The following is a 26,959-nucleotide window of genomic DNA, read 5'->3' on the forward strand; positions in this document are numbered from 1 at the left end:
TCACCGATGACCGGTTGGCGTCCACCTGTGTAACGTCGCATTCCCGCAGGTCAAGGGGCGTTGCACGCTGGTTTTTGGGCGGTGGGAAGGGTGAAGCGCGGCGACCCGGCCGCACGGTCACCCGGTTACAGGGAGTGTCAGATATCTTCCCCAGGGTGACGATCGTGGGCCGGGTCGCCTGTCGATCAGCGAGCGAGCAGGGCGCGCAGCGCCCGGAGCACCTCGGCTGGGGCCTCCTCCGCCATGAAGTGCCCGCAGCTGACCGTCTGGTGGTCCAGATCCGGCGCCCAGGCCCGCCACACCGCCGCCGCGTCGTAGCCCAGCGCCGCGCCCCAGTCCTGCTGGAGCACCGCCACCGGCATCCGCAGCTGGTTGCCGGCCGCCCGGTCAACGGCGTCGTGGGTCACGTCGATACCGGCCGACGCTCGGTAGTCGGCGACGATCGAGGGGACGGCGTCGCGGGACGCGCGCAGATACGCGGCACGCACCTCCGCCGGCAGGGCCTCCGGATCACGGGTCCAGACGTCCAGGAAGTGACCGAAGAAGGCGTCCGGGCTGCCGGCGATCAGCTCTTCGGGCAGGCCGGGTGGCTGCGCCATCAGATAGAGGTGAAACGCCACAGCGGCGCTGGCGCCGTGCAACACGTCCCACATGTCCAGCGTGGGTAGCACGTCGAGCAGGGCCAGGTGACTGATCGCCTCCGGATGGTCGAGGCCGGCTCGGAACGCGACCAGAGCCCCCCGGTCGTGCCCGGCCAGGGCGAACCGCTCGTGACCGAGCGCGCCGGCCAGCGCCACGATGTCGGCGGCCATGGTGCGCTTGGCGTACCCGGTGCCATCGGTGTCGAGGGGCTTGTCGCTGTCGCCGTAGCCGCGCAGGTCCGGGCAGATGACCGTGTGGTCGGCGGCCAGATCGGCGGCGACGTGCCGCCACATGAGGTGAGTCTGCGGAAAACCGTGCAGCAGCACGATCGCCGGCCCGGAACCGCCCACGGCGGCGTTGAGCGTCACCCCGTCGGCGACGGTGACGCGTCGGTAGTCGAATCCGTTGATCTTCGGGTCCACGGGGAACCTTCCTGGTGAGCAGTCCCGGCGGGGCGGTGGCCCGTCGCCGTCGTACCTCACCGAGCCTGCCCGGCGGTGATCAGCAGCCGGTCAGCGTCGGATCAGTGCCGGCCGGGCCACGGGCCTAGATTGGTGCCATGACCAGGCAGCTGACGGCGCCCGTCGCGGTGACCTTCGGCGTACTCGGGCCGGTGATCGCCGCGACCGAGCGCGGCCCGGTCGCCCTGCGGGGACACCGGCAGCGCCTGGTGCTGGGCCGGCTGTTGATCGCCCACGGTCGGGTGGTGCCGGTGGATCGTCTCGTCGACGACCTGTGGGAGGTCGCACCGGACGGCGCTGTGGGCGCGATCCGGACCTTCGTCGCCGACCTGCGCCGGGCCCTGGAGCCCGATCGGCCACCCCGGCAGCCGCCCCGGATCCTGGTCACCGAGCCCCCCGGGTACGCGCTGAAGGCCGCCCCGGACACGGTGGACGCCGGACAGTTCGAGGCGGCCGTTGGTGAGGCGGCCCGGCTGCTGGCGGCCGGGCGTCCCGCGCCGGCCCTGGCCGCGCTGGAGTCGGCGCTCGGGCTCTGGCGCGGGCCCGCGTACGCCGACTGCGCCAACGAGTCCTGGGCGGTCGCGGAGATCAACCGGCTGGACGAGCTGCGGATGCTCGCCGTCGAGCGGCGGGCTGAAGCGCTCCTGGCGGTGGGCCGACCGGACGAGGCCGCCGCTGACCTGCCGGCACACCTGGCCAGCCATCCGCTGCGCGAGGACGCGTGGCGGCTGCTCGCGACGGCCCGGTACCGCGCCGGCCGGCAGGGCGACGCGCTGGCCGCACTGCGGGAGGCCCGCCACGTCCTGGTGACCGAGCTGGGGGTGGACCCGGGACCCGAGCTGCGACGGCTGGAAACCGACATCCTCGCCCAGGCGCCGCACCTCGCCCCGCCCCTCGACCGGGCCGCCACCCCCGGCCCCGGGGAACCCGCGCGACCCGTCGAGACGGAGCAGCGCCCGTTCGTCGGCCGCGACGCGGAGCTGGAGCGGCTGCGGGACGCCGCCGAGGCCGCGTCCCGCCGCCGCCAGCCCACGCTCGCCCTGCTCAGCGGCGACCCGGGTGCCGGCAAGACGGCGCTGGCCGAGGCCCTGACCCGGCAACTCGCCGCCGAGGGCTGGACCACGGCGTGGGGACGCAGCCCGGAGTACGAGGGCGCCCCACCGGCGTGGCCGTGGACCCAGATCACCGACACGCTCGCCGGGACCGCCGCCGCGCCCGCCGCCGCTGCCGAGCCGGGAGACGGCTCGGCTGACGGTTCGGCCGACCCCGCCACCGTGCGGTTCCGTCGACACCGCGCGGTGGCCTCGCTGATCGCGGCGGTCGCCGACCGGGAGCCGGTCCTGCTGGTCCTCGACGACCTTCACCGCGCCGACGGCGACACCCTGGACCTGCTGACCGCACTGCTCACCGGCCCGCAGCCGGCCAGCGGGCCGGTGCTGATCCTCGGCACCTACCGGGCCACCGAGATCAGCCCGGAGCTGACCGCCACGCTGGCCCGCGCCGCGGGGCTGGAGCCGGTCCGGGAGTATCTTGCCGGCCTGCCCGCGTCGGCGACCGGCGAGCTGGCCGGTGCCATCGTCGGGGCGGAACTGGACCAGGCCACCGCCCGGTCGATCCACCGGCGCAGCGGCGGTAACCCGTTCTTCGTCCGCGAGCTGGCCCAGCTGTACGCGAGCACGGGGCAGGCGGGGTTGGCAGCCGTGCCGCCCGGGGTACGCGACGTGATCCGGCACCGGTTGGCGCAGCTACCCGCCTCGACCCGCACCGTCCTGCGGCAGGCGGCAGTGCTCGGTCGGGACCTCGACCCGGACGTGCTGGGCGCGTTGGCCGGTGACCCGACGGCGGCGCTGGACGCCGTGGACCGCGCCCTGGCGGCCGGGTTCCTCAGCGAGCGGGAGTCCGACGGGCGGCTGCGCTTCACCCACATCCTGGTCCGCGACACGCTCTACGCCGACCTGTCAGCGCCGCGCCGCGCCGCCTGGCACGCGGCCGTCGCCGAGGTGCTGCGACAGCGGGAACCCGTTGAGCCGGCGGCCCTCGCATACCACCTGCTGCGCGCCGGCGGGCCGGTCCACGCCGCCGAGGCGTCGACGTACGCCCAGGTGGCGGCCGAGCGGGCCGAGCGGGGCGGCAACCCCCACGAGGCGGCCCGCCTGTGGGGCCAGGCGATCGACGCGTACGACAGTGCCGGCGGGGTCGAGCCGCGTGGGCGGGTGACGGCGCTGCTCGGCCTGGGGCGGGCACTGGCCGTGACGGGCCGGCTGGCCGAGGCGCGGCTACGGCGTGCCGAGGCGATCACCGTCGCCGAGTCCACCGGCGACCCCCTGCTGATCCAGGAGGCCCTAGCTGGCTTCGACGTGCCCGCCAGTTGGACGCGCAACGACGACGACCTGCTCTCCGGGCACATCGTCCGGGCCGCCGAACACGCCCTGACCGCGCTCGGCCCGATCGGCTCGGCGCAGCGCAGCCGGCTGCTGAGCACCCTCGCGCTGGAGCTGCGCGGCACCACCACCGATCGTGGCCGGCGCGCCGCCGCCGAGGCCGAGACGATCGCCCGCGACATCGGCGATCCCGCTCTGGTGGCGTTCGCGCTCAACGCCCGCTTCATGCACGCCTTCCACCGCGTCGGTCTGGCCGACGCACGGGCCCGGATCGGCGTGGAACTGGTCGAGCTGGCCGCCCGGCACCACCTGGTGACCTTCGAGGTGCTCGGCCACCTCGTCCTGGTCCAGGCCAACTGCGCGCTGGCCGACCGGCCCGCCGCCGACGCGCACGCCCTCGCCGCCGACCGCCTCGCCGAGGCGTACGAGCTGCCGTTGGTCGGTGTCTTCACCCAGTGGTACGCCGCGCTGCGGCTGGCGTTGGGCGGCGACCGGGACGCCGCGGCAACCGCGTACCGTGCCGCCGCCGAACAGCTGCCCGCCGACGGTATGCCGGGCCTGGCCCAGGGGTTGCTGCCGCTCGCCCTGCTCGGCGTGCGCCTGGCCGACGCGGTCAGCGACGCCCCGCCGGCAGGTGACCCCCGGCTGGCCGCTGTACCGCGGCCGATTCCCGGGCCGGACGACGAGGACTGGGAGCGGCTGGACTGGGGCCCGCATGAGCCCTGGGTGCGGCCCCTGCTGCTCGCTGCCGCCGACGACCCCGGTGCTGCCACAGCGGCGTTGCGGGCCCTGCCGGACGGGCCGCACGATCTGCTTCGGGAGGTGCGGCTGTGCCTCACCGCGCGGGCGGCGCTGGCCGTCGGCGACCGTCCCACGATGGAACGCGTCGCCCGCGCGCTCCGCCCCGCCGCCACCGAACTGGCTGCCGGCAGCGGTGTGGTCACCGTCGGCCCGGTGGCCGCGCACCTCGCCGATCTGGCCGCTGCGCTGGGCCGCGACGAGGAAGCCGCCGAGCATCGCCGTACCGCCCGGATGCTCCTGGCGCGCGTCCGCGCCGACGACCCATCCTGAGCGCCGAGGCGGGTGTGCCTGGCCGACGCGCTCTGGCTCCCCGGCGACTTGCCGGTTTCGGCCGGAACCAGCCGTGGGGTGCGGTCAGATGGAACCACCGGCGCGTCCACCGTCGGCCATGATCGGAGGGGGTACGCGTGGAGGCGCTCATCCTGATCGTGGCACTCGGCGTCACCGTCCTCGTCGGCACCACCCTCGGTGGCCGCTACCGGGTCGCCCCGCCGATCCTGCTCATCGCGTTGGGTGTGCTGCTCGGGCTCACGCCGCCGCTGTCCGAGGTGACCCTGGAACCCGACCTGGTCCTGCTGATCTTCCTGCCGGCGATCCTGTACCGGGAGAGCCTCACCATCAGCCTTCGGGAGATCCGGGCCAACCTGCCGGTGATCGGGCTGCTCGCCGTGGTGCTGGTGGTGCTCACCATGGTCACCGTGTCGTTCGCCGCGCAGGCGTTCGGGGTGAACCCCGCCGCCGCCTGGGTGCTCGGCGCGGTCCTCGCGCCGACCGACGCCGCCGCGGTCACCGGCCTGGCCAAGCGGCTGCCCCGGAAGCTGCTCACCACCCTGCACGCGGAGAGCCTGATCAACGACGGCACGGCGCTGGTGGTCTTCGCTGTGGCAGTGGGGCTGCTCAGCCACAGCGCCGACCCGGGTGTGCTGGGCATCGGCGAGGAGTTCGTCGGCGCCAGCGTCGGCGGTGTGGTCGCCGGCCTGCTGGTGGGGGCCGCGGTGGTGCTGATCCGCAAACGGCTCGACGATCCGTTGCGCGAGGGCGCGCTGAGCGTGCTGACCCCGTTCGGTGCCTTCCTGCTGGCCGACTCGGTGCACGCCAGCGGAGTGCTGGCGGTGGTGGTCGCCGGCCTGGTCCTTGCCTACGCCGGCCCACGGGTGATCCGCGCCCGGTCCCGGGTCCTGGCGTACGCGTTCTGGGACCTGTCCACCTTCCTGATCAACGGCGGGTTGTTCGTCCTGCTCGGCACCCAGATTCCCCGCGCGGTGCGGGGGATCACCAGCACCTCGCCCCAGCGGGCTCTGGTGATCGTGCTGGTGGTCACCCTCGTCGTGATCGGCACCCGGCTGCTCTTCGTCTACCTCACCGCACAGATCGCGAGGCTGCGGCGTCGCCGCATCATGGACCCGAGCCAGGGGCCGTCGAGCTGGCGGGTCGGAACCGTCGCGGGCTGGTCCGGCTTCCGGGGCGCGGTGTCGCTCGCCGCGGCCCTGGCCGTCCCGACGGTGATGGTCGACGGTCGACCGGTGGTCGAACGCGACCTGATCATCTTCGTCACCGCGCTGGTGATCGTGCTGATCATGCTGCTTCAGGGCACCACCCTGCCGTTGGTGGTGCGCTGGGCCGGGCTCACCGGCGACCCGGAACGCGTCGACGAGGCCCGCAACGCCCGGCGGCGGGCCACCGAGGTGGGCCTGGCCGCCCTACCGCAGGTCGCCGCGGAGGTCGGTGCCCAGGACGACTCGGTGCGCCGGCTGGAGGCCGAGTACCGGCGGCATCTGGAGGACCTCAACGAGAGCGGCGGGTACACCGCCGAGGATCGCCGGTTGGAACACCGACTGCGCCTCGGCGTCCTCGCTCACAAGAGGCGGGAGGTCACCCGACTGCGCGACAACCGGGAGATCGACGACCTGGTGCTCCAGGAACTCCAGTCCGCGCTGGACAACGAGGAGATCCGGCTGCTGGGCCGCGGACCCAACGAGTGACCGAGTGCTCAGAGCACCTGGTCGAGGAACCGGCGAAGCCGCGGGTGCTCGGCCCGTTCGAAGATCGCCTCGGGTGGGCCGGCCTCCAGCACCACGCCCCGGTCCATGAAGGCGACGGTGTCGGCGACCTGCCGGGCGAAGCCCATCTCGTGGGTCACCACCACCATGGTCATGCCGGCGGCGGACAGGTCGGCCATCACCCCGAGGACGCCCTTGACCAGCTCCGGGTCGAGCGCCGACGTCGCCTCGTCGAAGAGCATCACCTCGGGGCGCAGCGCCAACGCGCGGGCGATCGCCACCCGCTGCTGTTGACCACCGGAGAGCTGCGCCGGCCGGGAATCCGCCTTGCCGGCCAGCCCCACCAGCTCCAACTGGGCCCGGGCCACGGCCTCCGCCTCGTCCGTGTCGAGCTTGCGCAGCCGGCGCAGCGCCAGCGTGACGTTGCGCAGCACGCTCATGTGCGGGAAGAGGTTGAACTGCTGGAACACCATGCCCACCCGCTGCCGCAGCGCGTCCGGGTCGTCGCCGAGCACGCTGCGCCCATCCAGCAGCACGTCGCCCCGGTCCGGTTCGATCAGCCGGTTGATGGTGCGCAGCAGGGTGGACTTGCCCGACCCGGACGGGCCGATGACGCAGGCCGTCGCGCCCCGCGGCACCGACAGGTCGACGCCGCGCAGTACCCGGTTCGGCCCGAAGGCCAGGTGCACGTCGCGAACGTCGAGGCTGACCGAGGTGGTCGTTTCGGTGGTGGTCATCGCCGGTCTCCCTGGGTGGCGGTGGGCAACAGTGGCTCGTCGTCCTCGTCGTCAGGTGCGGCGGCCGGCCGGCCGTTGCGCAGCCGCCGGTCGATCCAGTTGACGACGTGCGTCAGCGGAACTGTCAACGCCAGGTAGAAGAGCCCCGCCAGCAGCAGCGCCGACTCGTTGCCCGTGGTGGCCGCGTAGTCCTGCCCGATCCGGAACAGCTCCCGCTGGCTGGCCACCAGGCCGAGGAAGTAGACCAGGCTGGAGTCCTTGATCAGCGCGATGAGCTGGTTCACCCAGGCCGGCAGCACCCGCCGGATGCCCTGCGGAATGATCACCAGTCGCATCGCGTCGCCCCAGGAGAAGCCGAGCGCCCGGGCGCCCTCCAACTGGGCGGCCTCCACCGACTGGATGCCGGAGCGGAAGATCTCCCCGATGTACGCGGCGGCGATGAGCGACAGCGCCAGAATGCCCAACGGGTAGGGATCCGGCCCCCAGACCTGCATGCCCAGCGGGGCCAGCCCGACCCCGATCAGCAGGATCGTCGCCGCGGCCGGCAGCCCCCGGAACACGTCGGTGTAGACCCGCGCCGGCCAGCGCAGCCAGCGGCTGCGGGAGATCCCGGCAACGGCCAGCAACAGGCCCAGCACCGAGCCGAGCAGGGCGGCGGAGACCGCCAGGATCAGCGTGTTGGGCAACCCGACGGTCAGCATCTCGGGCAGCGCCTCGCGCATCGCGTCCCAGTCGAAGAAGGTCTCCCACAGGGTGCTCAACGGATCCATCGGTTGCTCCTCCTACCGCCCCGCTCGCTCGTCACCTGCTCAGGACGCGGCCGACGCGGACGCCGACGGCGCGACCTTGACCGCGCCGCTGCCCGGGGCGAAGTCCGCCGGGATCGGACGGCCCGGGTAGTACTGGGCCTGCAACCGGGTCCAGGTGCCGTCGGCGATGACCTCGTCGAGGGCCTTGTTCAGCGCCTCGCGCAGCTTGTCGTTCCCCTTGGCCACCGCGTACGCGGTCGGTGCCGGGCTGAGCTGCTTGGCCGCCACGGTGATCTTGCCCTTGCTGTCGGCGGCCGACTTCTCACCGATCTCCGCCGGGGCGATCCAGGCGTCGGCGGTGCCCGCCTTGAGCTGGTTGATCGCGCCGTTGTAGTCCGGCACCCGCACCGGGTTGAGCTGCTTGCCGGTGGCGTAGTCGTCCTGGACGGTGCCCTGCACCACCACGACCCGCTTGCCCGCGAGCTGGTCGAAGCTGGTGATCGGCGAGCCGGCCGGGACGTCCAGGCCGAAGTAGCCGAAGTCGTAGCCGTTGCCGAAGTCGACAGTCTTCTTGCGGGCCTCGGTGATGGTGATCGAGGAGCTGCCGACGTCGAACTTGCGGTTGTTGACCTGGCTGAGCAGCGCGGAGAAGTCGGTGCCGACGAACTCGACAGTGAGGGAGAGCTTGCCGGCCACTGCGGTCAGCAGGTCGTTGTCGAAGCCGGTGAACTTGCCGTCCTCGAGGTACACGTTCGGCGGGGCGTCGGTCAGCGTTCCGGCGCGCAGCACGCCCGACTGGGCCAGGCCGTACGGGTTGGCGTCGGCGTCGGAGGAGCTGTCGTCTCCGCAGGCGGTGAGGGCGGTGGCGGCAAGGATCGTGACAGCGCCCAGGGCGGCGGCGCGGGTCAGGGCAGGAAGGAATCGCACTGGTGTCTCCGAAGGGTGGTGTCTCGGCGCGCACGGACGTGCGCCACCGACGGCGCGCCCGATGGGCGTACCGGTGGGAAAGGAGCTCGGGAAGGGGGTGCTAGAGCGCGGTGCCGCGACGACAGGCGGCGCTGCACATTCGCATCATGTCCACGTGCCGTCGCCGGATCAGTGCGGGCGAGGGTCGACCGGTGCGGGAGTCCGCGACGTCGGTCGGTGGGGTGGTGCTGAGGATGATGCGCATGGTTCTCCCGGGTCTGTGCTGACCTGGGTGCCAGGCCACGCTTGCACCGACGTCCTGCCGGTGCCTGGTCTTCACCCGGGGCACCCCACCGCGGAGGAGGGTTGCCGGCCAGCGAGCCGGGGCTTCGCGCTGGCGCTCATGACCTGCGCCGAGGCTAGCAGCAGGAACGGGTGGATCGTCCAGTCGGTATGACCACGCTCACTGTGCGCGACGGACGGCCGGCTCGCAGGTCAGCCGGCATGCACGTGCGGCCGACGGTGCGGGTCGGGCTCCTGGCGGCGCAGGATCTCCCGGGTCACCGAGGCGATGGCGCCCTGTCCGAACGCCAGGTAGCGCAGGAAGTTGCGGGTCGGGCCACCCTCGGACCACTCGAAGTAGATGTGAGGGCGTCGACGGCTGCGGTCGCGGATCTCCAGCAACAGGGCGGCGAGCGCGGTGGGCACCGACGAGCTGGCCAGGCTGAGCACCGGGAAGCGGCCGTCGACCACCCCGCCGCGGACCAGCAGCTCGGTCTCGAAGTCGGACGGGTCGGTGACAGTGACCTCGACGAAGATGACGTCGCTGTCGTCGGGAAAGTCGTTGTCCGCCATGGTTTGCGCCAGCTTGGCGCGGTACTCCGCCTCGTCGCGCCGGTCGGGTTCGTGCGCGATGAGGCGGATCCGTCGTCCGGCGCGTTCGTCGATCATCCGGGCGGCGGTGTCGTCCAGCTCGACGTGGTCGACGCGCAGCTCGTAGGCCCGCATCAGCCGGGACAGCACCGACACCAGGATGATCCCGCCGATGAAACAGCCCGCGATCTTGACACCGTCCGGGCGTTCCACCACGTTCGCCGACGTGGTGTAGACGAAGATCACCGCGATGACGCCGAACGCGATGGTGCGGCCACGCTGACGCTGGCGGCGCGCCGCGAGCGTCACCGCCGTCGCGGCCGAGGTGATCAACACCAGGACCCCGGTGGCGTACGCGCCGCCCTGCGCGTCCACGCTGGCCTCGAAGACGATCGTGATCAGAAACGCCACGGCGGTGAAGACCAGCACCAGCGGCCGGACGGCTCGCGCCCAGGTGGGCGCCATGCCGTAACGGGGCAGGTAGCGCGGCACGAGGTTGAGCAGACCAGCCATCGCCGATGCCCCGGCGAACCAGAGGATTCCGATCGTGGACAGGTCGTAGATGGTGCCGAACACCTCGCCGAGGTGGGCGTGCGCCAGGTAGGCCAACGCGCGCCCGTTCGCCGGTCCACCCGGCCGGAAGGCCTCCGGCGGGATGAGCACCGTGGTCGTCACGCTGCTGGTGATCAGGAAGACGCTCATGATCACCGCCGCGGTGGTGAGCAGCCGGCGCGCGCCACGGATCCGGCCCAGCGGTCGCGCCTCCGAGTCCTGCGGGTCGCCCCGTACGCTCGGCATGACCGCCACCCCGGTCTCGAAGCCGGACAGACCCAACGCCAGTTTCGGAAAGACCAACAGCGACAGCCCGACCACCATCCACGGATCGCCGTGCCCGGTGGTCAGCATCGTGGTCCAGTCGCCGACCGCGCTCGGATGCGTCGCCACCCGCCACAGCGCGTCGGTCACCACCACCGCGTTGAGCGTCAGGTAGACCGCGACCAGGACGACGGCGATCCCGATGGCCTCGGTGAATCCCTTGAGGAACACCGCGCCCAACAGCGACACCAGCAGCAGCGTGACAAGTACCTCGTGACCCTTGAGTCCGCTCGGCCAGAACGGGTTCTCGTCGATGTGCGCCGTCGCGTCGGCGGCCGAGAGGGTGATGGTGATGATGAAGTCGGTGGCCACGAAACCGAGCAGCACCAGCACCAGCAACTTGCCCGGCCAGTAGCTCAGCAGGCGTACCAGCATCGCGATGGAGCCCTCGCCGTGTGGGCTCTCCACCGCCACCCGCCGGTAGACCGGCAGCGCCCCCAGCAGGGTCACCAGCACCAGCACCAGGGTCGCCACCGGTGAGAGCGCCCCGGCGGCCAGCGCCGCGATGCCCGGCTGATAACCCAGCGTGGAGAAGTAGTCGACCCCGGTCAGGCACATCACCTTCCACCACGGGTGGTGCCGGTGCTCCGGCGGGCGCCCGTGCGGCCCCGGGTGCTGCACGGCCTGGTCCGAGCCGGCATCGAGCAGCCACCCCCGCAACCGGCCGGTGCGTCTGTCGACCTTCACCGGCGCGTCCCCCGTCATCCCGCCCACGGTCACCGTGAGTATCCGCCCGACGGGCCGGCCCCGTCCGCCGGTGCGCGGAACCCAACCGACGCCACTGCGGGTTTCAGGGCCCAGGACAGAGGGGAAGCAGCGCCCCGGGCTGGTCGGGACGGCACCGGGGGAGGGGACAGGGCATGGTCGGCGGCCGTCGCTTCCGCCCGGGTGGGGGCTTCGGCCGCCAACTCGACGAGTACGAGACGAGGGTCGGTGTGCCGCCGCCCACGGAGTCACCCGCCGCCACGTCCCACGGCGGCCTGGTGGACAGTGCGGTCTACATCCGGGGGCACCGGTTCGCCTCGCCGTCCGGCCTCGCCGAGACGTACCGCTGCCTCCAGGAGCAGGACGGCGCGATGGCCTGGATCGGGTTGTACCGGCCCGACATCGAGCAGATCACCTCGCTGGCCCGGGAGTTTCGGCTGCACGACCTGGCAGTCGAGGACGCGATCAACGCCCACCAGCGGCCCAAGCTGGAGCGCTACGGGCACACCCTGTTCGTGGTGCTGCGCGCCGCCCGCTACGACGACCTCCGGGAGGAGGTCGAGTTCTCCGAGCTGCACCTGTTCATCGGCCCGGGGTTCGTGGTCACCGTCCGGCACGGTGAGGCGCCCGACCTGGCCGCGGTGCGGCGGCGACTGGAGACCGAGGCGCAGATGCTCGCCCGGGGGCCGGAGGCGGTCCTGTACGCGATCCTCGACCAGGTCGTCGACGGGTACGCGCCGGTGGTGGCCGGACTGGAGAACGACATCGACGAGATCGAGACCCAGGTGTTCGGTGGCGACCCGAACGCCAGCCGCCGCATCTACGGGCTCAGCCGCGAGGTCATCCAGTTCCAGCGGGCTGCCCGCCCGCTGCTCAGCGTGCTCGACGCGCTTGCCGACGGCGCCGCCAGCGCCGACGAGGAGCTGCGCCGCTACCTGCGCGACGTGACCGACCACCTGACCCAGGTGGTGGAGCGGGTGGACGGTTTCCGGCACCTGTTGCAGAACATCCTCACCGTCAACGCCACCCTCGTCTCGCAGCAGCAGAATGAGGAGATGCGCAGCCTCACCGCGGCCAGCTACAGCCAGAACGAGGAGCTGAAGAAGGTCTCCTCCTGGGCGGCGATCCTCTTCGCTCCCACGCTCATCGGCACCGTGTACGGCATGAACTTCGTCCACATGCCGGAGCTGAACTGGCGCTTCGGTTACCTCTTCGCGCTGCTGTTGATGCTGCTGGTCTGCGGCACCCTCTATGTGATCTTCAAGCGGCGCGGCTGGCTCTGACCCGCGCGGCCGGGATTCACTCGATGCCGCGCAGGATGTGCCGTTCTTCCTCGACGTCGTCGTCGCCGGCACTGATCCGGCCGAGCAGTACGGCGGCCGCCCAGATCGTCAGTGGCGTGGCCGCCCCGGTCATTCCCCCGCCGGTCCGGTCGTCCCGGGTCTGGCTCCGCTCCGTGCGCGGTGGCCTGCGCTGAGCCTGCATGGGCCCTGCCTCTCCTCGTCGAAGCCGCCGTGGGAGGCGCGGGGTGACCCCGCGCCACACCGGCCGGGCGGACCACCTGTGAGCAGCCCACCACCGGTACGACAGCCACTCGAACCTTCCCACGCCCGGCCGCATCCGCACCGCTTGTTTTCGGGTTTCCGACTGCCGCCCGCCAAACCGGACATTACGCCTCGACGGTCGAGGTGCGGTCACGGCAGCGGGTGGGCGATTCCTCGCGCGTGGTCGGTGAGCGCCGCGCCGACCACTGTCGCGCTCAGCGGCAACACCTCCAGACAGCGGCGCACCGCGGCGGCCATCAGCGTGTTCGGCACTCGCATGGAGAGCGTGCAGTGCGGCACCCACCGCCCCGGCCGGTAGTGCTCGGCGAGGGCGATGCCGGCGGCGGCGAGCCGGTCGTGCACCAGCCGGTGGTGCGCCAGCAACTCCGGGGTGGGTGCCGGCCCGAGCCAGAGCACCCGACCGACGAACTGGCCGGCATGCTGGAAGTCGAGCCGCAGCGGGGCGGCCACCACCGTCCCCTGTAGCGCCTCGGCGACCTGCTCCCTGTCGAAACGGGGCGCCACCATGAGCGAGACGTGCGGACGGTGGCGCTGCTCCAACAGCGAGCGCATGCTCTGCACCCCCTCGGCCTCCAGCGCGTCCCAGAGCACCCGGATCCGGCGGGTGGCGTCCGGGTCCAGGTACAACTCCACCGCGGCGACCATTCGATCACCGTAGCGGCCGAGGTTTGCGCGCCCTGGGTTGGCGGTACCTGTTCGGAAACCGACCTGGAAGGCGTACCCGTGGACGTGAGTGACCTGCTGACCGAGGCGTACGACAGGCTGCCCGAACTCGTCCGCGCGGCGGTCGACGGCCTCAGTCCCGAGCAACTGCGCCACCAGCCCGGGCCGGGCCTCAACTCGGTCGGCTGGCTGGTCTGGCACCTCACCCGGGTGCAGGACCACCACGTCGCCGACCTGCTCGACGCCGAGCAGATCTGGGTCAGCGGCGACTGGGCGGGTCGGTTCGGGCTCGCCGCCGACCCCGACAACACCGGCTACGGGCACTCGCCCGCTCAGGTCGCCGCCGTGCGGCCGGAGAGCGCGCAGGCGCTGATCGACTACTACCAGGCGGTCGCGGCGCGTACCGGAAGCCTGCTGGCCGGTCTGGGCCCGGCGGACCTGGACCGCGTGGTCGACGAGGGGTGGGACCCGCCGGTCACCCTCGGCGTCCGGTTGGTCAGCATCGTCGACGACGACCTGCAACATGTGGGCCAGGCCGCCTACGTGCGCGGCCTCATCCAGGCCGACTGACGCGTCCCTCACCCGTTGCGGGTGAGCCGGCATCACCCCGACGCGGGTGATCCTGCGGGGAACCGTGGGGAGGGGACCCGATGGGCGCGACGGCGGAGCAGTACCTGCGACAGCTGGACACCGGTCGGCGGCCCGACCTGCCGGAGACCACAGCGGGAACGCTGCGGCTGGACGTCCGCGACGACGGCAGCACCGATCACTGGTACCTCACAATCGCCGACCAGCAGGTTCAGGTGGCACGGTCGGCCGACGACGCCGACCTGGTCGTCAGCGCGGACCGGCGGGTGTTCGACCGGATGGTCAACGGTGAGCTGCATCCCGGCGCGGCCATGCTGAGCAACGAACTGACCATGCAGGGCGAGATGCGCCTGCTGCTGGTGCTGCGGCGAATCTTCGCGGGGCCGGCCGACGCCCGCCACCCTCGGGAGTTGGGTCGGGCCGCCCTGGCAGGCCGGACCACGACGGGCGCTCGGGAGGTTCGGTCGTGAAGCAGGAACTGCTGCACGTGATCGCCGGAAACGTGTTCGCGATCAGCGACGCCCAGGGCGACATCGAACCCGACCCGCAGGCCCCTGTCGGTGTCTTCGCGTACGACACCCGTTTCCTGTCCCACTGGGTGCTCACGATCGACGGTGAACGGATCAACGCGTTGTCCCGCGACGACATGACGTACTTCGAGACTCGGTTCGTCCTGGTCCCCGGTACTTCGAGCCACTACGTCGACGCCGACGTCTCGATCATTCGGTACCGCTCGGTGCACGACTGCATGCACGAGAACATCACGGTGCTCAACCACTCGCCGGAGCCGGCCGACTTCACGATACGAGTGGAGATGGGCAGCGACTTCACTGACATCGCCGAGATCGGACACCTCCGGCGGCGGGCCGTCGAGATCACCCCGGACTCGGCCAACCGCCAGCTCGTCCTGCGCTACCAACGGCAGCGGTTCGTGCGTCAGACCACAGTGCAGAGCACCGCTCCGGCCGAGGTGGACGAGGGGGGAATGACGTTCCGGATCCGGGTCGCCCCGGAAGGCACGTGGGAGACCGACCTGCACATCGCCATGAACATGGGCGGCGAAGGCGGCCAGGACGTACGCGCCTCCCTGGAGTCGCACCAGCGGGCTGTGCGGGTGGGGATGCGGGAGGACCTGGCCGACTGGATGGACGCCGCCCCGACGCTGACCGCCGAACGCGACGGCCTGGAGGCGATGTACTCCGGTGCCCTGGCGGACCTGGCGGCACTGCGGTACAAACCGTGGTCGTCCCCCGATCGGGTGCCGATCGGGGGTCTGCCGTGGGCGATGTGGCTGTGCGGGCGCCAGAGCATGATGACGTGCCTGCAGACGGTGGCGTTCACTCCCGAGCTGACCCCCGCGACGCTGCGGATGCTGGCGTTCCTGCAGGGGGCCCAACTCGACGACGACCTGGACGAGGAGCCGGGCAAGATCCTGGCCCACCTCCGGTACGGCGAGTCCGGCGCCTTCGGCGACCAGGCGAACGCGCTGTACTACGGATCGGCGGACACCAGCCCGCTCTTCGTGGTGCTGCTCGACGAGTACGAGCGGTGGTCCGGCGACGGGGACCTGGTACGCGAGTTGCGCCACCCGGCCCGGATGGCGCTGGACTGGATCGACGAGTACGGCGACCTGACCGGAGACGGCTATGTGCGCTACCAGCGTCGAAACGAGCGCCACGGCGCTGTCAACCAGTGCTGGAAGGACTCCCCGGACTCGATCACCAGCGCCGACGACAGGCAACCCGCATTTCCCCGCGCCACCTGCGAGTTGCAGGGCTACGCGTACGACGCGAAGAGGCGTGGCGCCCGGCTGGCCCGGGAGTTCTGGGACGACCCGGCGTACGCCGACCGGCTGGAGCGGGAGGCCGCGGCGCTGAAGGACCGCTTCAACCGGGATTGGTGGCTGCCCCACCGGGACTACTACGCGTTGGCGCTCGACCCGTACGGTGAGCCGGTCGACGCGTTGGCCTCCAACATGGGGCATCTGCTCTGGAGCGGGATTGTCCCGGACGGCCGCGCGGGGACGGTCGCCGAGCACCTGGTCGGACCGCGCTTGTTCAGTGGTTGGGGGGTGCGCACCTTCGCCACCGGGCAGCGCCCGTACAACCCGGTGGGCGCCCACCTGGGGGCGGTGTGGCCGGCGGACAACGCCCTGATCGCCGCGGGTCTGCGCCGTTACGGCTGCGACACGCACGCGGCCACGATCGCGGGCGGCATCTTCGACCTGGCGCAGACTCTCGGCGGCGCGGTGCCGGAGGCGATCGCCGGGCACGAGCGCAGCCTGACGAAGTATCCGGTGCAGTTGCCGGGGGCCGCGCGCCCGCAGTCGTGGTCGTCCGGGGCACTGCTGATGCTGTTGAGCACCACCCTGGGGTTGCGACCCACCGGCGACAACCTGCTGGTGAACCCGGCTGTGCCCGAGGGGTTCGGTCGGCTGGAGCTGCTGGACATCCCGGGCCGCTGGGGCCACTCCGACGCCTACGCCAGGGACCGCACCACCGAGGTTCGGGCACGCACCCGACTCCGCTGAGGCTTGTTGTTCGGCGACCACCGCGCGGCCCGCCCGCGCGTGTCGGGTCAGCCCATCGTCTTGGCGCCGTCGATCGACTCCCGCAGGATGTCGGCGTGCCCGGCGTGCTGGGCCGTCTCGGCGATCAGGTGCAGCAGCACCCGCCGGACCGTCCAACTCGCTCCCGGCTCGAACCAGGGCGCCTGCGGCAGCGGGTGCGCCGCGTCCAGGTCGAGGGTGGCGGTCAACTCGTCGGTCCGGGCGGCCACCTCCTGGAAGCGCTCGACCAGCCCGGCGAGGGTCTCGCCCGGCAGCATCTGGAACTGACCGACCCAGTCGACCTCCTCGCGGTTCATCGCCTCCGCGCCACCGGCGGCGAAGAGCATCCACCGGTGCTCGACGCCGGACACGTGCTTGATGAGGCCGCCGAGGCAGAGCCCGCTGACGGTGGGGCGGCTGGCCGCCTGCTCGTCGGTGAGCCCGTCGACCGTCCGCAGGAGGAAACCGCGGTGCGTGTGGAGTGTCTGCAGGAGATCGGCGCGCTCACCGGTGAGCCGCTCAGTGCTGGTCATGCCGCCACCCTTCGTTGATGTCCACCCGGTGCCACCGTAGGGCGAGGCACCGACACTTCCCGGGCACGACACCTCCTCGACCGGAGACCCGCCAGCGGTTGCCGATCCGCGCCGGTGGCGGTCCACTGAATGACATGGGTGTGATTAAGGTGGGCACGTCGTCCTGGGCGGACCAGTCCCTGCTGCGTTCCGGGTGGTACCCACGCTCGGCCAGCACGCCGGCCCGTCGCCTGGGCTTCTACGCCAGCCAGTTCCCGATGGTCGAGGTGGACACGTCCTACTACGCCATCCCGGTGCCGGAGACGACCCAGGGCTGGGTGGACGCCACGCCGGACGACTTCACCTTCGACGTCAAGGCGTTCAGCCTCTTCACCGGTCACCCGACACCGGTCGCCGTGCTGCCGCGGGACCTGCGACCGGCCGGCGGCCCGAGCCGGATCCGCCGGCGAGACCTGCCGGAGCCGGCGTACGACGAGCTGTGGGCCCGGTTCCGCGCGGCCCTCGACCCGATCGCGGCGGCCGGCAAGCTCGGTGTGGTGATGTTGCAGTTCCCGCCGTGGCTGGTGCGCAGCCCCGCTGCCGAACGCCGGATCGTCGAGCTGGCGCAGCGCTGCCGCCCGTGGCGCGTCGGTGTCGAGCTGCGGCACGGCTCCTGGTTGGACGACGACGCGACGGCGGACACTCTGGACCTGTTACGCGCCCACGACCTGTCAGTGGTCTGCGTCGACATGCCACAGGGGCACCCGTCGTCGGTGCCGCCGATCCTGACCATGACAGCGGAGCCGGCGATCGTCCGGTTCCACGGTCACAGCGACGCCTGGCGCGACGGAGACAAGCAGGAGAAGTTCCGGTACGCGTACGCCGAGGACGAGCTCCGACACTGGGCCGGGCTGTTGGCCGAGTTCGCCGACCTCTCCGACGAGCTGCACGTGCTGTTCAACAACTGCTGCGCCGGGCAGGCCCAGCGCGACGCCACCCGGCTGGCGCAACTGCTCGCCGAGACGATGCTCGTCGAACAGGCCGTCCCGGCGACCGGCTGACCTCCGCACCGGTCACCCGGCCCGACGCCGGTCCCCTCAGGACCGCCGCCCCCGGCTGCGCAGGGCGTCCTGGGTCGACTCGCCGATGTCCGCGTCGTCGGGGAAGCTCCTGCCGCTGGGGACGGGATCGGGTGGGGCACCGGGTCCGGCCATCGTCGTACGGGTCGGCTCGACCGAGCCGAAGCCGTGTCGTCCCGCCGGGTCCGACCGGCCCACCGGGGCACCCGCGCGTCGCTCTCCGCGCCGTCCCTCGGGCACCGCGGTCTCCTCGCTGCCCTCGTCCATCGGTGAGTCGTCGCCAGTGCCCCAGGGCGCGTCGGCGTCGAAGTCGTCGCCGGTGCCCCACGGCCTGGTCGCCTCCGGCTCCAGCCGGTCGTTGTTCCCGCTGCGTCCCTCGTGCGCCGTCATGGCCACCCCGCTCGTCGGTCCGCCGCTACGGCGGACGATGTGCCGTCCTCGGGCCGGGACCGCCCGCCCGAGCGCGGCGTACGACATGTCGCCGGCACGCTCCCCGCCCGCGTGGGACCCGTCATCGCTCCGGTGCGCGCGCAGGCCGGTCAGCGCCCCGCCGTCGAGGTGGCGGCGGGACGCCAACCGGCCTGCCGTTCAGCGTCCGGCCATCGCCATCGGCCGCTTGCCGTTGCTCATTCCCGCCATCTTGATCATGCTTTTCGAGGCGCCCTTCATCCCACCGGCGCGACCGAGCATCCCGCGGAGTACCTGCCCGGGCTTCTGCTGCTCACCCATGTACGCGGTGACCACGACCAGGGTCCCGGTCAGCGCCGGAATGGCCCACTGGAGCAGCTTCATCTGCCGCTGCGACGAGGCCACACTTGCCGGTGTCTGGTGGTTCGGTTCGGTGGCACCGCTCACCGACGGACCACCCGCCTTCTCCAGCCGCATGCCGACCAACCGGCTGTAACCGGTGACCGCCAGCGCGCCGATGGTCAAGGCGGTCTTGATGGCGCTGGCCCGGGCGACGCCGGACTGGGCCGCCACCCGTGGGCTCTCGGTCACCAGCTCGCCGACGGCCCCGGCCAGGTGGGCGCCGATCGCGGCCGCGTTGACCGGTGTCCACTTGGACCATCCGGCCGAGGCGACCGGGAGCCGCTGGGTCGAGTCGCTGATTTTCGCCGCTGCGCCGTTGACGCCGAAGGCACCCATGAGGGAGCCGCCAAACCAGGCCGCCAGGCCCAGATCGTGCATCGAGCGCAGTGCGGTATGCCGTTCGGACATGTGATCCCCTTCCGCCGTGTCGGGCGGTGCGGCTTACCCGCCGGTCGAGCGGCTAACCCCGCCCCGGGCGGGCCGATCACCGCCGTGGCGGGCCGCTACCGGACATCAGCGGCGTCGGCGGGTCTACCTGCCCCGGGCAGGAGTCGTTCGCCCGGCGGCGGGTAGATCCCGAGCGACGCCGACGAGAGGGGAACGCGATGTCGCAGCCGGACGAGAGCCGGGAGAAGACCCCCAAAACAGACGCGGTGCTCATGCACCCCGACAACGACCCACATCGGAACACCGCAGAGGTCCCACCCCGCAAGGAGCACGCCGAGATCCAGGTGGAACGGGACGGGAAACTCGTGCCGCTGGATCAGGACGAGTGAGCCGACCGGCCGGTACGGCTCAGCGGGGCGGCAGGTCGCCGACGAAACCGGCGATCCGCCGCGCCAGCGGGGCGCCCGCGCGGACCCAGGTGAAGTGGTCCAGTGTCGCCCCGGCCTGCGCCACTGTGTAGCGCTCCCGGGTGACCGGCGCGTCGACGAGCTTCGCGCACAGGTGGTCCATTGTCTCGTGCGGGGTGTACTGGTCGTCGTCCACACTGACGGCCAGCACCGGGGTCCGCACCGCGCGGACCGCCGCCTCGGTGTCAGTACCGTCGAGCCTGGGGAAACGGCCGCTCCGCGCCGTGTACGCCCAGTCACGGACCACGCCGCGCGCCTGCCGGCCGCCGAAGCCCCAGCCTGGCCAGACCCCGAGCAGCGCCGCCGTCGCGGCGATCCCCTGGGTGAGAGGCAGCACGCCGAGGCCTCGCCGGCCCGGGTAGGTCCGCCAGTACGGGATGCCGACCGCGATGAGCGCCAGGCCGTCCACCTCGTCGGTCCCGTGCAGGGCGAGATGCAGCAGGCTGGCCTGCCCGCCGAGTGAGTGCCCGAGGAGCAGTCGGGTGCGCCCGTCCAGTCGCGGCTTGAGAGCGGCCAGGACGGCGCCGACGTCGTTGGCCAGCTCGGCGTAACCGTGCCGGTCCGCCCGACTCGGCGTGGGCGTGCTCGCCCCGGTACCGCGCAGGTCGGCCACGACCACGGCGAGCCCGGCGGCGCGCAGCAGCTCGGCGGCGAAGGGGCGGTAGTACCGGGCCCGGACCCCCATCGCCGGCCAGATCACCACCACCGGCGCGCCGGTCACCCCGGGCGGCTCCGGATAGACCTGCACACCCAGCCGGCCACCGTCGACGTCGACGAACTCCTGCGCGTATTCCGGGTCCCCGTTCATTGACCCAGCCTACGGCCTGACGTTACCGGCGGGTAGTAGCCGGCCGTGCGGCCCACGACAGCGACGGGCAGACGTGCCGAGCGCTCGCTGGACGCGACGGAGGGCCCCGCCGATCGGCGGAGCCCTCCGAAGGACACTGTGGTCAGGAGACCGAGATCGCCCCGTTGCTGGCCCGGACGCAGGCCACCGCTCGGGCGCTGGTGGAGGCCGCGCCGCTCAGGCACTGGCCGAGCACCTGGTGCCCGGTGGCGTTCGGGTGCCACGACTCCTGGCAGGTCTGGAAGTAGCTGACGCAGGTGTTGGCGATGCGCTGGATGGCGATCTTGTCCTTGCCGGCGAGGCTGGTGACGAAGGTGCCGGTCGCGCCGTCCTGGAGCCGGATCGGGGTGGCCAGCGAGCCACTCGGGCTGCTGGTCTGCTCGCAGAGCCGGGCACCGTTGAAGGCCTGCTGCACGTTGAGGTACACCAGGTCGTCGGCGGGGAACTCGGCGGCCAGAGTGTTCCGGGTGGACTGCACGATGCCGCCCAGACCCTGGGAGAAGCGGTGCCCCGGCGCCAGGCTGGCCCGGTGGATCGGGCAACCGGCCGCGTACCGCTCGGCACCCAGGTCACGGAACTTGTCCCGGGTGTCGTCCCGGCTGTCCTCCTCGTGGAACTGCTGGTTCAGGTCCAGCGGCAGCGGGTTCGTGTAGTCCTGGAACACCACCCGGTGCTGCCCGTCCGCGTCCACCTGGTCGAGGGTGGTCAGGATCTGGCGTACGGCTGCGGTGGTCTCCGCGGTCGCGGCGCTGAGCTGCGCGGCGGTGGCCAGGTCGGCGTCGCTGCACGGCTTCTGCTCCACCGGCCCGTTCAGGTACGCCCAGAACTCCCACCAGCCGGTCCAGGCGTCGGCGATGAACCGGTTGGCGCACTTCTCCGCGACGCTGCCGAAGGTGAACGAGCTGTTGTTGGAGCCGAGGCCGATCAGGACCAGGTCGATGTCCTGGGTCTGCGCGACGGCGCGCAACTGGCTCAGCTGCGAGGCCACGGTACGACCGTTGGTCCGCGCCTGGGAGGCGTTGGCGATGTCGTGCGGCTGGCCACCGGAGCAGGCCAGGTTGAACCGGTTCTGGATGCCCGGCAGGTTGGCCTGGTTGAGCGAGGCGTTCGCCGAACGGTGGCAGAAGAACGCGTTGTTGTTCGCCGCCGTCCAACCGGGGAAGCCCTGGCTGACTCCGTTGACGTCGACGACCGGGGTGTACGCCCCGGCACCCTCACCACTGATGAAGCTGTCCCCGAGTGCCACCGCCGCGGTGGGCAGCGCGGCAGCCGCGGGTGCGGGCAGCGCGACGGCGGTCGACAACGCGGCCATGGCGATCGTTAGTCCCGCGGCGAGCGCGGTACGCCGGAACCTGGGCATGGGGCCCCCAACCATCGAAAGATGAAAGATTCTCTGAGAGCGCGATCAGATCACCCCGGCGCGACAGGCGTCAATGGCCCGTAACAGATTCGTTCGACGAAAGACACTGGCGCGTAGGCATGACCCGCTATCGCGTCGAGTTGGCCCCGCGCCGCCGGTGGCGGTGTCTCCGCGTGGTTTCATGATCACCCGAACGCTGTTCGTTGGCTCACGTCCGGACGGCCACGCGCGGCGGGTCGCGTAGGTCCTCCGGTGGTTGTCCTAGCCTCGGGCTAGGCTCGCTGCGGCGCGCCACGCCGGCTGATGTCGCCGGTGACAGGCAGCACACCGCCGAGACCGGGGAGTACGACCAGTTGACCGCAGAGCCAGACACCCTGTACGGGGCCGATGACCTCACCCACCTTGAGGGGCTGGACGCTGTCCGCAAGCGGCCCGGCATGTACATCGGTTCCACCGACAGCCGTGGCGTGGGTCACCTCGTCAACGAGATCCTCGACAACTCCACCGACGAGGGTGTCGCCGGTCACGCCAGCCACGTCGAGGTGATCCTTCACGCCGACGGCTCGGTGCAGGTCGACGACGACGGCCGGGGCATCCCCACCGACGTGCACGCCAAGTCCGGCATCTCCGGCGTCGAGCTCGTGCTGACCCGGTTGCACGCCGGCGGCAAGTTCGGCGGCTCCGGCTACAAGACCTCCGGAGGTCTGCACGGCGTCGGCGCGTCGGCCGTCAACGCGCTGTCCCGTCGCTTCGACGTGACCGTCCGCCGGGCCGGCAAGATCCACGCGATGTCGTTCCGACACGGCGTCCCGGGCATCTTCGACGGCGACGGGCCGGACGCCCCCTTCGCCGCCGGCCCCGGGCTCCAGGTGGCCGGGGCCATGAAGCGCGGCCAGCGCACCGGCACCTCGATCCGCTGGTGGCACGACGCCCGCTACTTCGAGACCGGCGCCGCGCTCGACGTCGACGCCGTCCGGATGAAGCTGCGCAACACCGCTTTCCTGGTCCCCGGCGTGACCTACCTGCTCCGCGACCTGACCGGTGAGGCGCCCGCCGAGGAGCGGTTCCACTACCCCAACGGGCTCAGCGACATGGTGGAGTTCCTCGCCCCGGCCGGCGACCGGCCGGTCTCCGGCACCCTGCTGGTCAACGGCGAGGGCACCTACCGGGAGAACGCCGCCGACGCCAACGGCGTCATGCAGTCCAACGTGCAGCGGCGCGCCGAGGTCGAGGTGGCGTTCCGGTGGGGCACCGGTTACGAGCGCACCGTCGAGTGCTTCACCAACACCATCCGTAACGCGCACGGTGGCACCCACCGCAAGGGTTTCGAGCGGGCCCTCGTCCGCGCGCTCGCCGACGCGATCCGCAACACCCGCGGACTGCTCAAGGCCAAGGAGGAGCCGCCCACCCTGGACGACGTCCTGGAGGGGATGACGGCGGTGGTGCACGTGCGGATCCCGGAGCCGCAGTTCACCTCGCAGACCAAGGACGAGCTTTCCACCACCGGCATCACCAAGGTTCTCCAGTCCCTGGTCGACGCGCACATCAAGGCATGGCTGGAGGACCGGCGCACCAAGGCCGAGGCGCGCACCGTCCTGCAGAAGATCGTCGACGCCGCCCGGGTGCGGCTCACCCAGAAGCAGCAGAAGGACGCCGCCCGGCGCAAGACCGCCCTGGAGGGCGCGTCCATGCCGCCGAAGCTCGTCGACTGCCGGGCCACCGGCATCGATCGCAGCGAGCTGTTCATCGTCGAGGGTGACAGCGCCCTGGGCACGAGCCGGATGGCCCGTTCCTCGGAATACCAGGCGCTGCTGCCGATCCGCGGCAAGATCCTCAACGTGCAGAAGGCCAATCTCCAGCAGGTTCTGGACAATGCCGAGTGCGCGGCCATCGTGCAGGTTCTCGGCGCAGGCTCGGGGCGCACCTTCGACCTGTCCGCGCTGCGCTACGGCCGTGTGCTGATCATGGCCGACGCCGACGTGGACGGCGCCCACATCCGTACGCTGCTGATCACTCTGTTCGCCCGGTACATGCGACCGCTGATCGAGGCCGGTCGGCTCTACGCGGCGATGCCACCCCTGCACAAGATCACCACCAAGGGGCGCAGTCCGCAGACGGTCTACACCTACACCCAGGCCGAGATGGAGACGACGGTCCGCAAGCTGGAGAAGGCCGGCAAGCAGATCGTCACGCCCATCCCACGGTTCAAGGGTCTCGGTGAGATGGACGCCGACGAGTTGTGGGACACCACGATGAACCCGGCCACCCGGGCCGTCCGCCGGATCACCCTCGACGACGTGGACGCCGCCGAACGCATCCTCGAACTGCTGATGGGCGAGAAGGTCGAGCCGCGCCGCAACTGGCTCATCGACTCCGCCGACCGCGTCGACCGGGATGCGATCGACGCATGAACGAGCGGGTTTTCGATACAGCGCGACGGTGTCTCGTGCCGCCGCTTCGCGACGGCGTGAGCGCCCGTTCCGTTCCGATGGAGAGCTGAGTCATGGCACGCCGTAAGGAAAACAAGGTCGACCTCTCCTCGTTCGATCAGGCCGGCGCGCGGGTCTTCGACAACCCGCTGGTCACCGAGGTCTCCGACTCCTACCTGGAGTACGCGTTCTCGGTCATCCACTCCCGCGCCCTGCCCGACGCCCGCGACGGCCTCAAGCCCGTGCACCGGCGCATCCTCTGGTCGATGTACGAGCAGGGCTACCGCCCCGACCGTGGGCATGTGAAGTCTGCCCGAATTGTCGGGGATACAATGGGAAAGTACCATCCGCACGGCGACACGGCGATCTACGACGCCATGGTCCGCCTCGCGCAGGACTTCTCCCTCAACGTGCCGCTCATCGACGGGCACGGGAATTTTGGGTCCCCAGACGATGGACCGGCAGCATCGCGTTACACGGAAGCTCGGATGTCCCGCGAGGCCATGCTGCTCGTCGGTGAGCTGGGCGAGGACACCGTCGACGTCGAACCCAACTACGACGGGTCGCTGACCCAGCCGACAGTGCTGCCGGCGGCCTTCCCCAACCTGCTGGTCAACGGCGCGTCCGGGATCGCGGTCGGGATGGCCACCAACATGATCCCGCACAACCTGGCAGAGGTCGTCTCCGCAGCCCGCTGGCTGATCAACCACCCGGACGCCACTCTGGACAAACTCATGGAGTTCGTTCCCGGCCCCGACCTGCCCACCGGTGGGGTGCTGCTCGGCCTGGACGAGGTGCGCCGGGCGTACGAGACCGGCCGCGGCGTGGTGCGGATGCGCGGCAAGGTGGAGATCGGCCCGATCGAGGGCAGCCGGGGCCGTCAGGCGATCACAGTTGTCGAGCTGCCCTACGGCGTCGGCGCGGAGAAGGTCATCGCCGCGATCACCAACGAGGTCACCAAGACCAAGCGGCTGACCGGCATCGCGGACGTCAAGGACCTCACCGACCGGGAGAGCGGCACCCGGCTCGTCGTGGAGTGCAAGGTCGGAGTCAACCCACAGGCGCTGCTGGCCGACCTCTACCGGTTGACCCCGCTGGAGCAGTCGTTCGGCGTCAACAACCTGGTCCTGGTCGACGGGCAGCCGCGCACGCTGGGCCTCAAGGCGCTGCTGGAGGTCTTCCTGGCCCACCGGTACGAGGTGGTCACCCGGCGCACCTCGTACCGTCGGCGCAAGCGTCAGGAGCGGCTGCACCTGGTTGACGGTCTGCTGATCGCGCTGCTGGACATCGACGAGGTGGTCCGGCTGATCCGGGGCAGCGACGACGCGCAGGCCGCGAAGGACGGGCTGATGAGCCGGTTCGGCCTCTCCGACATCCAGGCCACGTACATCCTGGACACTCCGTTGCGCCGGCTGACCAAGTTCGACCGGATCGAGCTGGAGGCCGAGCAGGAGCGGCTGCGCTCCGAGATCGCCGAGCTGAGCAAGATCCTCGACGACGAGCGGGTGCTCAGGAAGGTCGTCTCCGACGAGCTGGCGGCCGTGGTCAAGCAGTTCAGCACCGAACGTCGTACGACGCTTGTCGACGGTGACCTCAAGGAGGTGTTGGCCGCGTCCGCGCCGGCCGGCCCGCTGGAGGTCGCCGACGACCCGTGCCAGGTGATCCTCTCCGCGACGGGGCTGGTCGCCCGGACCGCGGCCGAGTCGGAGGAGAGCTCCGAGGGGCGCCGACGCAACGGCCGGGTCAAGCACGACACGGTACGCGCCACAGTGCACTCCACCGCCCGTGGTCGGGTGCTGCTGTTGACCAGCGCCGGTCGGGCGTTCAAGGTCGACGTCCTGCCGCTGCCGGTGCTGCCCGAGCAGGCGGGCACCGTGTCACTGCGTGGCGGTATGTCCGCGGCCGAGCTGGTGCCGTTGGCGGCGGGGGAGACCGTCGTCGGCCTGGCCCCGCTCGGCGGGCAGGCGGAGGGCTCACCGGGGCTGGCGTTGGGCACCCGACAGGGCGCGGTGAAGATCTGCTCACCGGAGTGGCCGGTGCGCTCGGACGAGTTCGAGGTGATCGGTCTGCGCGACGGTGACGAGGTGGTCGGGGCGACCTGGCTGACCGACGGCACCGAGACGCTGACCTTCGTCACCTCGGAGGCTTCGCTGTTGCGCTTCCCCGCCGGGCTGGTGCGGCCGCAGGGTCTCAAGGGCGGCGGTATGGCCGGGATCAACCTGCCGGCCGGGGCGCGGGTCGCGTTCTTCGGCGCGGTGCGCACCGACGACCCGGGGCACGGCGAGCCGATGGTGGTCACCTCCACCGGCGCGACGGTCAAGGTGACGCCGTTCAAGGCGTACCCGGCAAAGGGCCGGGCGACCGGCGGCGTGCGCGCGCACCGCTTCCTCAAGGGTGAGACGGACGTGGCCGTCGCCTGGGTTGGCCCGCGACCGGTCGGCGCGACCGGCACCGGCGAGCCGGTCGAGCTGCCCGCCGCGGACCCACGCCGCGACGGCAGCGGCTTCGCGGTGATGCTCGGCCCAACGGTGGTAGGCCACCTGATCGAACGCGACTGACCCCTCACCCGCGTT

The 26,959-nt window shown here is 71.6% G+C and carries 23 protein-coding genes and 1 riboswitch; of the genes, 10 read left to right on the top strand and 13 right to left on the bottom strand.

Annotated features, from left to right (window positions below; all coding sequences use genetic code 11):
* Positions 1 to 185 precede the first annotated feature (185 nt).
* Positions 186 to 1,064 carry an alpha/beta hydrolase gene (locus tag ACFYPG_RS18700; RefSeq protein ID WP_355006815.1) on the bottom strand — a complete coding sequence of 293 codons (879 nt, stop codon included), beginning with the start codon at positions 1,062 to 1,064 and terminating at the stop codon, positions 186 to 188.
* A gap of 137 nt (positions 1,065 to 1,201) precedes the next feature.
* Here ACFYPG_RS18700 and ACFYPG_RS18705 point away from each other — a divergent pair, with 137 nt between their 5' ends.
* Together ACFYPG_RS18705 and ACFYPG_RS18710 are read left to right on the top strand one after the other, a co-directional pair.
* Positions 1,202 to 4,555, top strand: a complete 3,354-nt coding sequence (locus ACFYPG_RS18705) for a BTAD domain-containing putative transcriptional regulator (protein ID WP_387353061.1) — start codon at positions 1,202 to 1,204, stop codon at positions 4,553 to 4,555.
* Between the two features lie 137 nt (positions 4,556 to 4,692).
* Positions 4,693 to 6,267 (top strand): Na+/H+ antiporter, encoded by a 1,575-nt coding sequence (locus ACFYPG_RS18710; protein WP_387353063.1) that lies wholly within the window; start codon positions 4,693 to 4,695, stop codon positions 6,265 to 6,267.
* Between the two features lie 8 nt (positions 6,268 to 6,275).
* Here the strand turns inward: ACFYPG_RS18710 and ACFYPG_RS18715 are convergent, their stop codons facing one another.
* The 5 genes from ACFYPG_RS18715 to ACFYPG_RS18735 form a co-directional block, all read right to left on the bottom strand.
* A complete protein-coding gene (locus tag ACFYPG_RS18715; RefSeq protein WP_355006812.1) occupies positions 6,276 to 7,022 on the bottom strand; it encodes an amino acid ABC transporter ATP-binding protein in 747 nt (248 codons plus the stop codon).
* Positions 7,019 to 7,792: an amino acid ABC transporter permease gene (locus tag ACFYPG_RS18720; protein WP_355006811.1), complete on the bottom strand. Its 774-nt coding sequence runs from the start codon at positions 7,790 to 7,792 to the stop codon at positions 7,019 to 7,021. Before ACFYPG_RS18720 ends, ACFYPG_RS18715 begins: the two co-directional genes overlap by 4 nt.
* 39 nt (positions 7,793 to 7,831) lie before the next feature.
* A complete protein-coding gene (locus ACFYPG_RS18725; RefSeq protein ID WP_387353065.1) occupies positions 7,832 to 8,698 on the bottom strand; it encodes an ABC transporter substrate-binding protein in 867 nt (288 codons plus the stop codon).
* 100 nt (positions 8,699 to 8,798) lie between these two features.
* On the bottom strand, positions 8,799 to 8,942 hold the full coding sequence (locus ACFYPG_RS18730; protein WP_355006809.1) for a hypothetical protein: 144 nt from the start codon (positions 8,940 to 8,942) through the stop codon (positions 8,799 to 8,801).
* A 32-nt stretch (positions 8,943 to 8,974) separates the two neighbouring features.
* A riboswitch (SAM riboswitch) is annotated at positions 8,975 to 9,086 on the bottom strand.
* An 86-nt stretch (positions 9,087 to 9,172) separates the two neighbouring features.
* Positions 9,173 to 11,131 carry an amino acid transporter gene (locus ACFYPG_RS18735; RefSeq protein ID WP_387353066.1) on the bottom strand — a complete coding sequence of 653 codons (1,959 nt, stop codon included), beginning with the start codon at positions 11,129 to 11,131 and terminating at the stop codon, positions 9,173 to 9,175.
* A gap of 155 nt (positions 11,132 to 11,286) precedes the next feature.
* Between ACFYPG_RS18735 and corA the strand changes: the two genes are divergently transcribed.
* A complete protein-coding gene (corA, locus tag ACFYPG_RS18740; RefSeq protein WP_387353067.1) occupies positions 11,287 to 12,414 on the top strand; it encodes a magnesium/cobalt transporter CorA in 1,128 nt (375 codons plus the stop codon).
* Positions 12,415 to 12,430: 16 nt separating this feature from the next.
* On the opposite strand, the gene ACFYPG_RS18745 is transcribed toward corA, so the two are convergent.
* Both ACFYPG_RS18745 and ACFYPG_RS18750 read right to left on the bottom strand, forming a co-directional pair.
* Positions 12,431 to 12,616 carry a hypothetical protein gene (locus tag ACFYPG_RS18745; protein WP_355006806.1) on the bottom strand — a complete coding sequence of 62 codons (186 nt, stop codon included), beginning with the start codon at positions 12,614 to 12,616 and terminating at the stop codon, positions 12,431 to 12,433.
* A gap of 209 nt (positions 12,617 to 12,825) precedes the next feature.
* Positions 12,826 to 13,341: a 2'-5' RNA ligase family protein gene (locus ACFYPG_RS18750; protein ID WP_355006805.1), complete on the bottom strand. Its 516-nt coding sequence runs from the start codon at positions 13,339 to 13,341 to the stop codon at positions 12,826 to 12,828.
* A gap of 78 nt (positions 13,342 to 13,419) precedes the next feature.
* On the opposite strand from ACFYPG_RS18750, the gene ACFYPG_RS18755 reads away from it, so the two are divergent.
* The 3 genes from ACFYPG_RS18755 (at position 13,420) to ACFYPG_RS18765 (ending at position 16,477) form a co-directional block, all read left to right on the top strand.
* Entirely contained in the window at positions 13,420 to 13,929 is a 510-nt protein-coding gene (locus ACFYPG_RS18755) for a DUF664 domain-containing protein (RefSeq protein WP_387353070.1), read from the top strand.
* Positions 13,930 to 14,009: 80 nt separating this feature from the next.
* Entirely contained in the window at positions 14,010 to 14,417 is a 408-nt protein-coding gene (locus ACFYPG_RS18760; protein WP_355006803.1) for an SCP2 sterol-binding domain-containing protein, read from the top strand.
* On the top strand, positions 14,414 to 16,477 hold the full coding sequence (locus ACFYPG_RS18765; protein ID WP_387353072.1) for a glycogen debranching N-terminal domain-containing protein: 2,064 nt from the start codon (positions 14,414 to 14,416) through the stop codon (positions 16,475 to 16,477). Before ACFYPG_RS18760 ends, ACFYPG_RS18765 begins: the two co-directional genes overlap by 4 nt.
* Before the next feature lie 47 nt (positions 16,478 to 16,524).
* On the opposite strand, the gene ACFYPG_RS18770 is transcribed toward ACFYPG_RS18765, so the two are convergent.
* Complete coding sequence (locus tag ACFYPG_RS18770) at positions 16,525 to 17,028, bottom strand: DinB family protein (protein ID WP_355006801.1); 504 nt, start codon at positions 17,026 to 17,028, stop codon at positions 16,525 to 16,527.
* Positions 17,029 to 17,162: 134 nt separating this feature from the next.
* Between ACFYPG_RS18770 and ACFYPG_RS18775 the strand changes: the two genes are divergently transcribed.
* Positions 17,163 to 18,068, top strand: a complete 906-nt coding sequence (locus ACFYPG_RS18775; protein WP_355006800.1) for a DUF72 domain-containing protein — start codon at positions 17,163 to 17,165, stop codon at positions 18,066 to 18,068.
* Between the two features lie 36 nt (positions 18,069 to 18,104).
* Here the strand turns inward: ACFYPG_RS18775 and ACFYPG_RS18780 are convergent, their stop codons facing one another.
* Positions 18,105 to 18,662 (bottom strand): hypothetical protein, encoded by a 558-nt coding sequence (locus ACFYPG_RS18780; RefSeq protein WP_387353074.1) that lies wholly within the window; start codon positions 18,660 to 18,662, stop codon positions 18,105 to 18,107.
* A gap of 12 nt (positions 18,663 to 18,674) precedes the next feature.
* Positions 18,675 to 19,304 (bottom strand): hypothetical protein, encoded by a 630-nt coding sequence (locus ACFYPG_RS18785; RefSeq protein WP_355006798.1) that lies wholly within the window; start codon positions 19,302 to 19,304, stop codon positions 18,675 to 18,677.
* A gap of 197 nt (positions 19,305 to 19,501) precedes the next feature.
* Here ACFYPG_RS18785 and ACFYPG_RS18790 point away from each other — a divergent pair, with 197 nt between their 5' ends.
* The gene (locus tag ACFYPG_RS18790; protein ID WP_355006797.1) at positions 19,502 to 19,672 is read left to right on the top strand and encodes a hypothetical protein; all 171 of its coding nucleotides are present in this window, start codon (positions 19,502 to 19,504) and stop codon (positions 19,670 to 19,672) included.
* A gap of 19 nt (positions 19,673 to 19,691) precedes the next feature.
* Here the strand turns inward: ACFYPG_RS18790 and ACFYPG_RS18795 are convergent, their stop codons facing one another.
* Complete coding sequence (locus tag ACFYPG_RS18795) at positions 19,692 to 20,558, bottom strand: alpha/beta fold hydrolase (protein WP_387353076.1); 867 nt, start codon at positions 20,556 to 20,558, stop codon at positions 19,692 to 19,694.
* Positions 20,559 to 20,700: 142 nt separating this feature from the next.
* The gene (locus ACFYPG_RS18800; RefSeq protein ID WP_355006795.1) at positions 20,701 to 21,957 is read right to left on the bottom strand and encodes a hypothetical protein; all 1,257 of its coding nucleotides are present in this window, start codon (positions 21,955 to 21,957) and stop codon (positions 20,701 to 20,703) included.
* 353 nt (positions 21,958 to 22,310) lie between these two features.
* On the opposite strand from ACFYPG_RS18800, the gene ACFYPG_RS18805 reads away from it, so the two are divergent.
* Together ACFYPG_RS18805 and ACFYPG_RS18810 are read left to right on the top strand one after the other, a co-directional pair.
* On the top strand, positions 22,311 to 24,368 hold the full coding sequence (locus tag ACFYPG_RS18805; protein ID WP_387353078.1) for a type IIA DNA topoisomerase subunit B: 2,058 nt from the start codon (positions 22,311 to 22,313) through the stop codon (positions 24,366 to 24,368).
* Between the two features lie 92 nt (positions 24,369 to 24,460).
* The gene (locus tag ACFYPG_RS18810) at positions 24,461 to 26,944 is read left to right on the top strand and encodes a DNA topoisomerase (ATP-hydrolyzing) subunit A (protein WP_387353080.1); all 2,484 of its coding nucleotides are present in this window, start codon (positions 24,461 to 24,463) and stop codon (positions 26,942 to 26,944) included.
* The last annotated feature ends 15 nt before the right edge of the window (positions 26,945 to 26,959 follow it).

It is taken from the genome of Micromonospora sp. NPDC005553, assembly GCF_042871765.1.
Lineage (GTDB): Bacteria > Actinomycetota > Actinomycetes > Mycobacteriales > Micromonosporaceae > Micromonospora.

Excerpts from the sequence above, each read along its gene's own strand:
- ACFYPG_RS18705 (WP_387353061.1), top strand. The coding sequence starts at position 1,202 with ATGACCAGGCAGCTGACGGCGCCCGTCGCGGTGACCTTCGGCGTACTC.
- ACFYPG_RS18715 (WP_355006812.1), bottom strand. The coding sequence starts at position 7,022 with ATGACCACCACCGAAACGACCACCTCGGTCAGCCTCGACGTTCGCGAC.
- ACFYPG_RS18720 (WP_355006811.1), bottom strand. The coding sequence starts at position 7,792 with ATGGATCCGTTGAGCACCCTGTGGGAGACCTTCTTCGACTGGGACGCG.
- ACFYPG_RS18730 (WP_355006809.1), bottom strand. The coding sequence starts at position 8,942 with ATGCGCATCATCCTCAGCACCACCCCACCGACCGACGTCGCGGACTCC.
- ACFYPG_RS18735 (WP_387353066.1), bottom strand. The coding sequence starts at position 11,131 with ATGACGGGGGACGCGCCGGTGAAGGTCGACAGACGCACCGGCCGGTTG.
- corA (WP_387353067.1), top strand. The coding sequence starts at position 11,287 with ATGGTCGGCGGCCGTCGCTTCCGCCCGGGTGGGGGCTTCGGCCGCCAA.
- ACFYPG_RS18745 (WP_355006806.1), bottom strand. The coding sequence starts at position 12,616 with ATGCAGGCTCAGCGCAGGCCACCGCGCACGGAGCGGAGCCAGACCCGG.
- ACFYPG_RS18750 (WP_355006805.1), bottom strand. The coding sequence starts at position 13,341 with ATGGTCGCCGCGGTGGAGTTGTACCTGGACCCGGACGCCACCCGCCGG.
- ACFYPG_RS18760 (WP_355006803.1), top strand. The coding sequence starts at position 14,010 with ATGGGCGCGACGGCGGAGCAGTACCTGCGACAGCTGGACACCGGTCGG.
- ACFYPG_RS18770 (WP_355006801.1), bottom strand. The coding sequence starts at position 17,028 with ATGACCAGCACTGAGCGGCTCACCGGTGAGCGCGCCGATCTCCTGCAG.
- ACFYPG_RS18775 (WP_355006800.1), top strand. The coding sequence starts at position 17,163 with ATGGGTGTGATTAAGGTGGGCACGTCGTCCTGGGCGGACCAGTCCCTG.
- ACFYPG_RS18785 (WP_355006798.1), bottom strand. The coding sequence starts at position 19,304 with ATGTCCGAACGGCATACCGCACTGCGCTCGATGCACGATCTGGGCCTG.
- ACFYPG_RS18790 (WP_355006797.1), top strand. The coding sequence starts at position 19,502 with ATGTCGCAGCCGGACGAGAGCCGGGAGAAGACCCCCAAAACAGACGCG.
- ACFYPG_RS18795 (WP_387353076.1), bottom strand. The coding sequence starts at position 20,558 with ATGAACGGGGACCCGGAATACGCGCAGGAGTTCGTCGACGTCGACGGT.
- ACFYPG_RS18800 (WP_355006795.1), bottom strand. The coding sequence starts at position 21,957 with ATGCCCAGGTTCCGGCGTACCGCGCTCGCCGCGGGACTAACGATCGCC.
- ACFYPG_RS18810 (WP_387353080.1), top strand. The coding sequence starts at position 24,461 with ATGGCACGCCGTAAGGAAAACAAGGTCGACCTCTCCTCGTTCGATCAG.